The 12,309-nt window shown below is 36.3% G+C and carries 12 protein-coding genes and 1 pseudogene; 10 read left to right on the plus strand and 3 right to left on the minus strand.

What is annotated here, in order from left to right; all coding sequences use genetic code 11:
• Positions 1–6: 6 nt before the first annotated feature.
• From H344_RS0108570 to H344_RS19920, 7 genes are all read left to right on the plus strand, one after another.
• Positions 7–1,755, plus strand: coding sequence for a RagB/SusD family nutrient uptake outer membrane protein (locus tag H344_RS0108570; RefSeq protein ID WP_026809944.1), 1,749 nt, complete (start codon positions 7–9; stop codon positions 1,753–1,755).
• A 307-nt stretch (positions 1,756–2,062) separates the two neighbouring features.
• Positions 2,063–3,406, plus strand: a complete 1,344-nt coding sequence (locus H344_RS0108575; RefSeq protein WP_026809945.1) for a DUF6807 family protein — start codon at positions 2,063–2,065, stop codon at positions 3,404–3,406.
• A 50-nt stretch (positions 3,407–3,456) separates the two neighbouring features.
• A complete protein-coding gene (locus H344_RS0108580) occupies positions 3,457–4,824 on the plus strand; it encodes a Gfo/Idh/MocA family protein (RefSeq protein ID WP_026809946.1) in 1,368 nt (455 codons plus the stop codon).
• A 21-nt stretch (positions 4,825–4,845) separates the two neighbouring features.
• Positions 4,846–5,892 carry a Gfo/Idh/MocA family protein gene (locus H344_RS0108585; protein ID WP_026809947.1) on the plus strand — a complete coding sequence of 349 codons (1,047 nt, stop codon included), beginning with the start codon at positions 4,846–4,848 and terminating at the stop codon, positions 5,890–5,892.
• Positions 5,893–5,985: 93 nt separating this feature from the next.
• Positions 5,986–6,801 carry a hypothetical protein gene (locus tag H344_RS0108590; protein WP_026809948.1) on the plus strand — a complete coding sequence of 272 codons (816 nt, stop codon included), beginning with the start codon at positions 5,986–5,988 and terminating at the stop codon, positions 6,799–6,801.
• A 156-nt stretch (positions 6,802–6,957) separates the two neighbouring features.
• Positions 6,958–7,083 (plus strand): transposase, encoded by a 126-nt coding sequence (locus tag H344_RS22095; RefSeq protein ID WP_240484962.1) that lies wholly within the window; start codon positions 6,958–6,960, stop codon positions 7,081–7,083.
• A gap of 470 nt (positions 7,084–7,553) precedes the next feature.
• Positions 7,554–8,165, plus strand: a complete 612-nt coding sequence (locus H344_RS19920; protein ID WP_240484963.1) for a DDE-type integrase/transposase/recombinase — start codon at positions 7,554–7,556, stop codon at positions 8,163–8,165.
• Positions 8,166–8,314: 149 nt separating this feature from the next.
• Here H344_RS19920 and H344_RS0108605 read toward each other — a convergent pair whose 3' ends face one another.
• Positions 8,315–8,611 carry a tyrosine-type recombinase/integrase gene (locus H344_RS0108605; protein WP_026809949.1) on the minus strand — a complete coding sequence of 99 codons (297 nt, stop codon included), beginning with the start codon at positions 8,609–8,611 and terminating at the stop codon, positions 8,315–8,317.
• Positions 8,612–9,106: 495 nt separating this feature from the next.
• Between H344_RS0108605 and H344_RS22410 the strand changes: the two genes are divergently transcribed.
• A complete protein-coding gene (locus H344_RS22410; RefSeq protein ID WP_394330142.1) occupies positions 9,107–9,514 on the plus strand; it encodes a DUF4372 domain-containing protein in 408 nt (135 codons plus the stop codon).
• Between the two features lie 4 nt (positions 9,515–9,518).
• On the opposite strand, the gene H344_RS0108615 is transcribed toward H344_RS22410, so the two are convergent.
• Positions 9,519–10,430 (minus strand): IS982 family transposase, encoded by a 912-nt coding sequence (locus H344_RS0108615; protein WP_026809951.1) that lies wholly within the window; start codon positions 10,428–10,430, stop codon positions 9,519–9,521.
• Positions 10,431–10,551: 121 nt separating this feature from the next.
• Between H344_RS0108615 and H344_RS21000 the strand changes: the two are divergent.
• A pseudogene (locus H344_RS21000) lies at positions 10,552–11,016 on the plus strand (IS4 family transposase); the annotation flags it as partial.
• A 280-nt stretch (positions 11,017–11,296) separates the two neighbouring features.
• Entirely contained in the window at positions 11,297–11,599 is a 303-nt protein-coding gene (locus tag H344_RS21385) for a hypothetical protein (RefSeq protein WP_026809952.1), read from the plus strand.
• Here the strand turns inward: H344_RS21385 and H344_RS19930 are convergent.
• Complete coding sequence (locus H344_RS19930; RefSeq protein WP_157378198.1) at positions 11,563–12,309, minus strand: IS3 family transposase; 747 nt, start codon at positions 12,307–12,309, stop codon at positions 11,563–11,565. The two genes, H344_RS21385 and H344_RS19930, sit on opposite strands and share 37 nt — an antisense overlap.

The following is a 12,309-nucleotide window of genomic DNA, read 5'->3' on the forward strand; positions in this document are numbered from 1 at the left end:
GATATTATGACTTCAAAAATTATAAACTTAAGTTTAATAGCATTTATTATCACTTTGGGATCATGCAATAAGAATCCTTTAGAACTATATCCATTGGATGAGATTTCCACAGAAGATTTTTGGAAGACCTCTAATGATGTAAAACTGTTTACTAATACTTTCTATCCGCAGGTATTCGCAGTTAGTGGATCTGATCGATATGAAAGTATATTTTCAAAAGATATTGATACAGATGATATGGTTTTCGTGGCCTCCTACCCAAGATTACGGGGGACTAGACAAGTGCCTGCGACAGGAGGTTGGGATTATAGTAGAATCCGTTCTTTAAATTATTTTCTTGAAAATTATAAGCAGGTAGAGGATGATTTTGATTCCTATAAGGCTCATGTAGGTGAAATTAGGTTTTTTAGGGCATATACCTATTTTGACCTTGTTAAGTCTTACGGAGATGTGCCGTGGATTGGAAAAACTCTAAATTTAGAATCAGAAGAACTTTATTCAACTAGAACACCAAGAAATGTAGTAATTGATTCCATAATAGCTGATTTAAATATCGCTATAGAATTATTGCCTAGCGGAAATATTGATGGGAAAACCAGACTCAATAAAAATATTGCTAAGCTATTTAAATCAAGAGTATGTTTATTTGAAGGAACATGGGAAAAATATCATGATGGAACTGTTTTCGGTGTTGAAAACAACAATTCCGAGAAATATTTATCCATGGCAGTGGAGGAAACTGAAGATATTATTAATTCAGGTGAGTATCAAATAAACAACACAGGAAATCCAGATTGGGATTACTTTATGTTTGGGGAAGTGAATTATTCGGATAACCCTGAAATTTTATTGTGGAAAGAATTTAATCGTGACTTAGGTATGGTTCATGGAGTACAATATCAAATGGCTAATGGAAATTCAGGTGGGATGGGACTTACTAAAAACTTTATTGAATCTTATTTGGTAATTGACGGAAATCCTATAACAAATCCTGATGGCACTCCTAACTCGTTGTACAATGGTGATGAAAGTATTTCCTCAACTTTTAAGAATAGGGATCCTCGAGCAAAACAAACTGTATTCACACCTGGATTCCCAATTAGAATAAATACAGGAAATGATACAATTCATTATGTTAGAGCTAATATAGATGCACCTGCCCATACTAAAAACACAACAGGTTACCAATTGAATAAAGGGTTAAATTGGGACCCAATACATTCCAATTTAAGTCAACTTGACGGAGGAACAACTGGAAAGATCATATTCCGGTACGCAGAGGTGTTGTTGAATTTTGCAGAAGCAAAAGCTGAATTAGGCTCAATTACCCAATCAGATTTGGACATAAGTATTAACAAATTAAGAGATAGAGTAGCTATGCCGCATCTGGTTATTGGAAATATACAGACTGATCCAAACTGGAACTTTCCTGATTTATCACCTGTAATAAATGAAATCCGAAGGGAAAGACGAATTGAATTAGTAGCCGAAGGCTTTAGATGGAATGATATAGCTAGATGGGCAGCTGCGGATGAATTAATTATTGGAAAAAGATTTCTTGGTGCTAAATTTAATGACATAGATTATCCAGATTATGATCCTACTGATTTTAAATTAACTGATGGTTATTTTGATGAATTAAAGGACCAAATACCTAATGGAAATGGATTTGTGCTTGATAGAGATTATTTGGATCCAATTTCTACTGAAGAATTAAATTTAAATCCTAATCTAGTGCAGAACCCTAATTGGTAATGCAAGTATTTATTAAACCAGTAAACTTTAAAGTATCCCATTCGTTTGACAATTTGTTTAAAAGTTAGGTCTACCTAGGTAATATGTTTGAATAATGATAGAAATTTTTCAATGTATTTATTACTGGATTGGATGTATATATGTTTAAAACTCGATAGTAAACATTTTAGATATTGGTTCAATCGAAATAATATTAATAACAATTGTGAGAAAACACATCTCATGCCAAGAATGAAAATAAAAGAAAATAATGGAACTTCTAGTCTTAAATAAGGTTATGTGAGGATTCCTAATAATATTAATCTAAATGAAACTAAACATAATTATAACCCAAAGAATAATAACTTTCTTCATTTTAAGTCTAATTATTCACTCCTGCAAGCAAAATATTATAACTATTGATGATTCAAAAGGAATAATAGCCAAGACCAATGCGCCTGTATCAATTAAATTGGATTTGAACAAAAGCCAAGTTCTTGCCGCTAAAGAAGGGCGACTCGTACTTGTAGATCTCACTAATCAAAATCAGATTCCTGTTCAATTAGAAAATTATAATAATAAAGAATATTCCAATGCGCTAGCGATAATTTCCAAAGGAGAATCTGAATTACATAAATTTAAACTTCTCGAAACTAAGTCGAACAGCGATATCAATGATATGAAAGCCTACCTCGATTCCAATACTACCCAATACGTTATTGAAGAAGAAGGCAAAAAGGTGCTGCAATACAATTATCAAACGGTTTATGAAAAAGATGTAATCCGTCCAGAAAGTTCTAAAAACTATAAAATTCAATACTTGGATACGATGTCGGGTATTTATTTTGATGAATATTTAAAAAACCACCCTACATTTCCAAAAGACACCATCGTAACAGGGTCTATATATGCAATACCTCGCAGCAATTATATCCATCCTTTGTATGGTTTAGAAGGTGAGATGCTTACCAGTGATTGGCCTGATGCTGCCCATCCACATCACCGGGGTATTTTTTGGGCCTGGCCAGAAGTACAATATGGGGCAAAACTTGGTGATATCTATGCCTTGCAAACAGTATTTGCAAGACCAACGGGAAATATTGAATATACCAGTGGTCCAGTGTTCGCAGAGATAGATGCTGAAAATTTGTGGATGTGGGAAGATAAGGAACCTATAGTTCAAGAGCGTTCAATTATTCGCGTTTACCATTCAACAACGGATAATCAAATTATCGATTTAACGTTCCATTTTTTAGCTTTGAAGGATAGTATAACCATTGCAACTAGGTTTACAGATAGTTATGGTGGTTTGAATATAAAAATGCAGACTCCAAAATCTCAGGATATATCCTATTTCTCCGATGAGCCTAATTCAATGCCTTTGCGATCTTGGGCCGATTTTAATGGTGTTTTTGAAGGGAATACATCTACATCTGGTTTAATGTTATTACAGCACCAGGAAAACCCTGAATATCCAGGTGATTGGGTTGAGTACCCAGGGTTGTCATGGGTACAGCCGACTTTTCCCTCACCTGGCACGAGATATCCATTAAGTACTACAGTGCCTCTAACTTTGAGGTATAGATTAATTGTCCACGCTAATGGAAAGCCAACTCAGGAGGTTTCAAAGGCACATTGGGAGGTGTATAATTCACTGTCAGCATCCAAATAGAAAACTTCAAAATTGAAATAATTTTAAAAATTAACTAAAAATAATAACCAATGAGAAATAAATCCTCACTAACACGAAGAAAATTTGTTAAAACCACCTCTATAGCGGCTATTGGCACTCCACTAATATTAAACGCCTCCTTAGGAACAAGACTTACAGCTCCTAGTGATAAAATTAACCTTGGAATAATTGGCTGTGGAGGGCTTGGGAAGCAAAATCTTTTTGCAGCTGCCAAACATCCTGATGTAGTGGTGGTTGCTGCGTGCGACGTTTGGAAAGAACGCTTGGATCCAATTGTGGAGAAATATAAGGCTACATGCACAGGCTATACTGATTATAGGGAACTTTTACTGCATAAGGGATTGGATGCTGTAATTATTGCAACTCCAGCACATTGGCATGCTCTTCAAGCTATAGAAGCTGCGGAAGCAGGTTTGGATATCTACCTGCAGAAGCCTATGACTATGCATCTGGGTGAGAGTATTGCAGTGAGAAATGCTTTCCGTAAACACAATATTATTTCACAAATAGGAACACAAATTCATGCCGAAGAACATTACCGACGAATGGTAGAGTTAGTCAGATCAGGTAATTTAGGTAATATAAATACAGTAAGAACGTTTTTTACCATGAATGAATCGCCAAATGGCGTTGGCCTTGGATATAACACGACTAATATCCCAAAAGGAATGGATTGGGATATGTGGGTAGGCCCTGCAGAAATGAAACCTTTTAATCCAAACTTAGTGAAAGATGCATTTTACCACGGATCTTGGATGGATTATAGTGGAGGCTGGACGCCGGGAATGGCGCCACATATTACAGACCTTCCAATCTGGGCTCTTGAACTTGGATATCCGACGGAAATAAGTGCTATTGGTGGAAGATATGGAACCAAGGACGATGGTGATGCTTATGATAATCATGAGGTATTGTGGCGCTATCCAAACTTAAACATGACTTGGATGCTTTCACTGACTAACAGCCATGGATTTGCATTTCAGGGAATGGATAAATCTGGGCTTGGATATGAAACAGGTACAAATCGTCGATTAGGTGTCTATTTTCATGGATCTAATGGTACACTAATGTCTGACTATTCATCGCACATTCTAATTCCTGAAGGAGATAGGATGGATGGGATGGAAATTCCACCAAAATCCATCGCCCCATCACCTGGACACGAATTGGAATGGATAGATTGTATTAAAATACGTAAACAACCTTCTTGTAATGCTGACTACCATATTAAGGTGGATATACCTATAGCTTTAAGTACACTTTCATTGAAACTTGGTCGTTCTATTAAATTTGACCCATTAACAGAAAGTATAATAGGTGATAGAGAAGCAGCGAAATTAGCAATACCTGACTACCGAGGTCAATGGAAGTTTCCAAAGAAATATTTAAACAAATAATAATATTCAATCCCAATAAAAATGTCAGATAGAAGAAACTTTGTAAAGACAACAATTACGGCTAGTCTTGGAATAGGATTGTTTGGAGGTGTTTCTGAGTTATTTGGAAAAACAAATAGAAAACTCGATGGCAAAAGGATTGGTATGGTAGGATTGGATACTGGCCATTGTATAAGTTTTACAAAGTTATTAAATGCTAATGCAAATGATGGAGAATTTAATGGATTCAAAGTAGTTGCGGCTTATCCACAGGGTACGGATCTAATAAAAAGTTGGAAAAATAAAATACCCTATTTTACAGAAGAAGTAAGCAAAATGGGGGTGGAAATAGTTGATTCCCTAGAGAAATTGCTAAATAAGGTGGATGTAGTTATTATTACCTGTATTGATGGAAATAAGCACCTTGAACAAGCAATTCCTATATTGAAATCGGGTAAGCCATTATTTATCGACAAGCCATTTGCCGCATCCCTCTCAGATGCATATACAATTGTTGAAGTTGCTAAATATTATAATACACCTATGTATTCAACCTCATCTTTACGGTATATTGATAGAATAAAGGAGATCACCGAAGGGAAAGCCGGAAAAGTACTTGGTACACAAGTCTATAGTCCAGCACATTTGGAAGAACATCATCCCGATCTATACTGGTATGGAGTCCATGGTATTGAAATGATTTTTGCAATAATGGGAACCGGATGCAAAAATGTTACACGAACTTTTACACAAGGAACAGATGTAGTGGTAGGACAATGGGAGAATGATCGTATAGCTACATATCGTGGAATACGTAATGGACAAGGTGGGTATGGAGGAACGGTTTTTGGGGATAAAGAGATTATAAATCTTGGCGAATATAGGGGGGACGGCCCTTTATTAGCTGAAATGACTAAATTTTATGAAACTGGAAATATACCTGTTTCTCATGAGGAGACATTAGAGATATTTGCATTTATGCAAGCTGCGGAGGAAAGTAAAAAATTAGGGGGTAAATCTGTATCTATTGATGTAGTTAAACAACGTGCAATAAAAGTCTCCAATAGGTGGATTCGTCAAAATTTATAGTAGAAATGCACCATTGGATTAAAGTAGCTTCATAACATGAGATTCAGGTAGTTCCAAAATGGTATAATGTCTTTTAATGCTAAGTTGTAATATATGCAGTTAAAATTTATTTACCCCAGATGGGGAAGTTCTGAGCTACCATGGCCAATTTTTTTAAAAAAGGTAAAGGAAGCTGGATATCATGGGGTAGAGATAGATCTACCCTTAGCTATCCAAGATAAAAGTGAAATTTGTGCTATGTTGACGGATTTTGAATTGGAATTTGTTGGTCAACATTGGGAAACCAAGGATGTCGATTTTAAAAAACATATGGAGTCATATAGAAGGTATTTATATAATTTAGCAGAAGCTAATCCTTTGTTTATCAACTCGCAAACCGGTATGGACTTCTATAGCTATGCCCAAAATGGTAAGTTATTAGAAATGGCTCATGAGATTGAATTGGAAACTGGAGTTTTTGTAACCCATGAAACTCATCGCTCCAGGTTCTCTTTTGCAGCGCACGCTTGTTTACCTTATTTGGAGGAGTACTCTTTTTTAAAACTGACCTCCGATCTATCACATTGGTGTTGCGTTGCCGAATCCATGTTGGAAAATCAATCTTATGCTGTAGAGAAGGCTATTGCACATACACATCATATTCACGCAAGAGTTGGATCAACTCAGAGTCCACAGGTGATAGATCCTCGCGATGGAAATTATAAAATTGAGTTGGACCGATTCAGTGAATGGTGGGGATTAATGGTTGCAAATGCTATAAGAAGCAATCGGGATTATATTACCATTACACCGGAATATGGACCACATCCATATACTCCATATAAGCCTAATACTAAAATAATGATGGGTAATCAATGGGAGGCAAATAATTTCATCAGAGATTATATATTTCAAAATCACAATAATTAATATTGATAGGTACAAATCACGAAAGCAAAACTATTTTCAAAAAGAAATTTCAAAAAGAAATTATATCATTCTTGAGACTAGATCATGCGTGTATAATACTTTAGCCCCAATAAGATCGGAGTGATATTTTAAATTTCAAATTTATACATTTGAGATATGAAATATAAGAAATGGACCTTCGCGCAGAAGTTGGAGATATTATCCAGTTCCGAAGAAATAGGCATTGTGGAAACTTGTCGTAAATACGGGGTCAGCACTGGCACTTTTTACAACTGGAAGTAGAAGTTCGACCATAAAGGGGAAGCAGGTTTAAAAGTGCCCTATGACACTAAAAGCAAGGAACTGAAAGAAGCAGAAGAGGAAAACCTTGTACTTCGTAAGTTACTTGGTGATAAGGAAATTGAATTGGAAGTGCAACGTGAGCTTTTAAAAAAAAAGTTTGGGACGTCCGATCCAAGAAAGATCTAGTAGATAGGATGCACGCCAAACACAAAATCAGTAAGACCAAACTAATAGATATGGTAGGAATGGTTCATAGCAGTTACTATAGAAAGCCCACCAATGGCAAGAAGGGGAATAAACCAAGCAAGTTTACCTATCACAGTAAAAAAGGCCCGGTTAGCCAGGATAGTGTTGTTGAGTCAGTAAAATCAATATTAAAACATCCATTTATAGATTGTGGATATCGGTTAATGACTTCATACCTAAAGCGGGATGGCTAGAATATAAACCATAAAAAGCTTTATAGAATAATGAAAGAAGCAAACCTCTTAAAACTAGAAGACCGGATAGACAGAAGTGGTTCGGGACGCAAGTTTGTTAACTTTAGGAAAGTAAATACCTCTAGACCTTTTGAATGTCTAGAGATGGATATAAAGATGGTTTGGATTCCTAGTGCCGGTAAAAACGCTTATTTGCTATCAGTAATAGATGTACACACCCGTAGGATTTTAACCGACCTTTTTTCCTTTTCCATTAAGCAGAAACAGGTTATAGAATTGCTTTCCCAATTGTTTATGAACTACCAATATCCTGATAATATTGTGATAAGGAGTGATAACGGGAGTCAGTTTATAGCCAAGAATGTGAGGGAATGCCTTGGGCTAATTGGCGTGAGCCAAGAATTTACCCACATTGCAACACCGGAGGAAAATGCTCATATAGAAGCTTATCACGGAATTTTAAAGAAAGAAGTTTTTAATCGATTTGAATACAGAACCTTTGGTGAGATAGAGAAAATCTTAAAAGAATACGTAGTGTTTTATAACTATGAAAGGCTACACGGACTCTTGGGAAGAATTACCCCCATGGAAAAATGGAACACTGAAAAATATAAAATTGTAACTGAAAAATTAACCGCTTAAATTAATCAACGAAATTTAAAAGAATACTCTTGTTTTATAGGGGCCAAACCATATAATCAGTGCGACATAATTGGCATATGTTCTATAATTTGGGTTTAGTTTCGAAATAATATCTTTCACTTTTCATTGTATATAGTTCAATGTTTTTATTATAGCAATAGTGCACTTGCTTTATCTAAAACTGAACTATCAAGTTCTTTTAAATAAGCTTGGGTGATAGCCATATTCTGATGTCCTAAAGCCTGACTAATAATATCTGTGGCAACCCCTTTTTGCCTCAAACTATTAGCATAACTATGCCTAGCCACGTAGCTTGTCAATGGTTTTTCGATATTGCAAATGGAGGTGATTTCCTTTAAATCTGTATTGTATATAGCTAGCGTTTTATGTTTGCGATTTTCAATTTGAATTGGAGTCTGATTATCTCTTAAGAGAATGGGAAACACTTAGTTTGTTCCATTTGAATTTTCTTTATAATATTCTAGATTACTCCTAACAGGCGGCAGAATAGTAATATTAAAACTTCCTTTAGTTTTAGACCGTACATAAGATATCTTATCACCAGGAATTTGTGATTATTTCAAACTCATTTGGTCGGCAAAATTCATTCCCCGTGTATACGAGCTGAAAACAAAATATTTATGACTGTTTAAAAGGTGTGGATACTTTGAGATGTCCATTTTAATTACCTTCATTACCTCTTCAAAATCCAGTGCTCTTTTAATTGGTTTACTTTTTAGTTTTGATATTTATCACTAGTGTCCACTAAAAGTTAATGTACGTTCTTTGAAAATATTGTAATCATTGGCTTCCAGCGCTTTTTTATGGCGTGACGATTTGAATTATTTTGTTCATGATTTTATAACTCTTAATCTATGAACAAAGGCAAATATGTTTTTTCACAAATGACAGAATTTCTGCCACGGCGTATTTTTGACCGCATGGTAGCCGAACATAATGGCAACAAATACGTCAAGCATTTTATCTGCTGGAACCAACTTCTCTGTATGGTCTTTGGCCAATTGACAACCCGGGACAGCCTCCGTGACCTGATTACTGTTATAGAAGCCCATAGCCCCAAGTCCTACCACCTTGGGTTTGGGAAAAGCGTTACCCGGAGCAACCTCGCCAAAGCCAATGAAAATCGGAACAGCAAATTCTTTGAGGAATTTGCCTATTGCCTGATCGATATTGACCGCAGAAAGCGCTCCAATGACGATTTTGAGGTAAAGGGGAAGGTTTACGCCTTTGATTCTTCTACCATAGACTTGTGCCTGAGCGTGTTTTGGTGGGCCAAGTTCCGTAAGACCAAAGGGGGTATCAAGCTTCATAACCTGAGTTCGGGATAAGCATTTAGCAAAATAATGCTAATTGTCCATTTTGATATTGCTCTTTTTCAAACTTGATTCCCGGTTTCTTCTCTTGGAACGAATAGGCTATTAGGCTTGAGACAAGATTAGTTATGAAATTTCCGAAGCTCCTGTGTCTAGAGTGTTCTGCGTCACATATATTTTTAAGCTGATCGTTTATAGTTTCTATAATTGAGCGTTTTCTAAGTAGTATTTTGTCCCTGAGGGTCATTAGAACATTCTTCATATTGTTTCTGATGCCAGTAACCAAGTGCATACCGTCCTCAAATAGCATCGCCGCAAGATCCTTCGAAATATAGCCCTTGTCCGCATAGAGGCTTCCAAATATCCGCTTTAGAACATTACCTTCTTTTAACGGTTGTCTGTCATCCACATTTGCCTGGGTAATAACAAAATCGAGTACCTCGCCTTTATCGTTTACGATCAGATGGAGCTTAAAACCATGGAACCACCCCATCGTTGACCTGCCCGTGGTTGCGATACCTTTGAAAACCATGTTGTTGTTTATTCTCTTATTATTGCAGACCCTTACTGGTGTTGAGTCCACAAAGGATATTCCTGTGCATTTCCCAAGACAGCAAGTCTTCATAAAAAGCACGAGCGGCAGCATATTGGCCTGCATCAGCTCAACAAACCGGTTGTAGGACACGGTGTCAGGAAATTTATCTTCCATATGTTCCTGTACATAAAAAATATAAAAATGCTTAAAGTTCTTAAAGCCGCTCAAGTGATAGATAACTGAAATGGTCATCACCTCGCTATTGGACATCCTACCGGGTCTATTTCTAGTCTTTTTGCCCTGTGATAAAAGGTTTTGTCTTAGAGCAGGCTTAAAAACCTTAGAAAACTCATCAATATTGAAGAACATTTCAGTAATTTTATCATTGGAAATCATAGCGGATAATTTAGTTAAATATTTGATTTTTAGACACTTAAATATTCTGAATTTCCGCTTTTTCTATGGTGTAAAAACCCAATAATATTCGAAATTCTTACGTCGAACTCAGGTTCATACGCTTTTCGATATAACCACCCAAATCCCGGCATTTATCCACATTACGGCCGCAACGGTAAATGACATGAATGCCATGGATGTCATACCATATGAAGCAGAGGCCCATTACGTCTTTGACCGTGGGTATGTGGACTATCAAAGACTGTACAGAATAGCAAGGCTCCAAGCCTACTTTGTGGTTCGTGCCAAGTCCAACCTAAAGTTTAGGCGGATGTATTCCAAAAAAACCGATAGATCGACCGGAATATTATGCGACCAATTGGGCAAACTAACAGGGTTCTATGTTTCCAAAGATTATCCGGACAAGATGCGAAGGGTTAAATTCCATGATCAAGAAACCGGATGTACTTTCGTCTTCTTGACCAACAACAACGAATTATCCGCCCTAGAGATAGCACTTTTATATAAAAATCGTTGGCAGGTAGAGCTCTTTTTCAAATGGATCAAACAGCATCTAAAGATTTAATCCTTTTGGGGAACATCGGAAAATGCAGTGCGAATCCAAATTTACACCGCCACCATTACATATTGTCCTGTAGCGATTGTAGGGCATGACCTGAAAATTGAACGTTCAACCTACGAAATATTACAGGTCTTGGGGATATACCTACTGGATAAAACCCCTGTAAATGAGTTGTTTACTAATGTAGATTACAATAATATCCATGAACTTGAATATAATCAATTGAAAATCAGTCTGTTTTAAGCGGACACTAGTGATTAGAAATGCTTATTAAATTCAATAAATGAAAAGAATAGAATATCTTTTTAAGAAAATAATACTATTGTTCATTGTATGGATTACGAGTAATTACAATTCTATTGCGCAAGCGATAATTTTTACCAGCGATCAACAATTGACCGATCTGACTGATCCTAACAAGAAAATTGATATGTCACTTGGGCATACAAAACGTTATGCCAGTTTACGGGATGTATGCGAAGAAATAAGAAAAAACGGAGGTCATACATTGACCATAGCTTTCGATGAGTTTTTTAGACAATATCGCGATCAACCAGCATCGGAACGCAAGCTTACTAGATCATAGAGTATCTTTACGATTCCCTCCGATCTTCGTGGCGCACCGTTGTCCCAGCAGTTTCCTTTCCGGCTCATAGTTTGAGTTGTTTTACTACTTAAACCTAACAGGTTTGTCATTTTATTTGAAGCATACTGGCTCCCTCGATCAGAATGGAAAATATGATTTTCCGTTATTTCTCTTCTATTTCTGGCTAAGATCCAAGCCTTATATACTGTGTTTTCAGTGCTCATGTCTTCACTTAAAACCCAAGATAACACCTTTCTATCTGCTAAATCCAAAATTGTTGTTAGGTAATTCCAACTGCTTCCTATTTTGATATAGGTGATATCTGAGACCCACTTTTCACCTAGACACTCACTGGTAAAGTTTCTTGCCAATAGATTTCTTGCAACTGGGAGCGAGTGTTTTGAGTCGGTTGTAGTCCCCCTGAATTTTCTACTTAAAACACCTTTTAATCCCATCTGTTTAATTAAGTAGGCTACATAGGACCTACTATAAAACAGCCCTTTTCTTTCCAATGTTTTTTGGATTCTTAAACTGCCATATATACGGTAACTACCGTGATATATTTCTTGTATGCTTTGTTTTAAAAACTCTAACCTAGTATTAGTGGCACTGGTCTCGCTTGTTCTTAACCATGTATAAAAAGCATTTTTACTGACGCACATGATTTTACACATCTTTTCAACAGAAAATTTGTCTTTATGATCTTTTAT

The sequence above is a fragment of the Arenibacter latericius DSM 15913 genome (assembly GCF_000424985.1).
GTDB lineage: Bacteria > Bacteroidota > Bacteroidia > Flavobacteriales > Flavobacteriaceae > Arenibacter > Arenibacter latericius.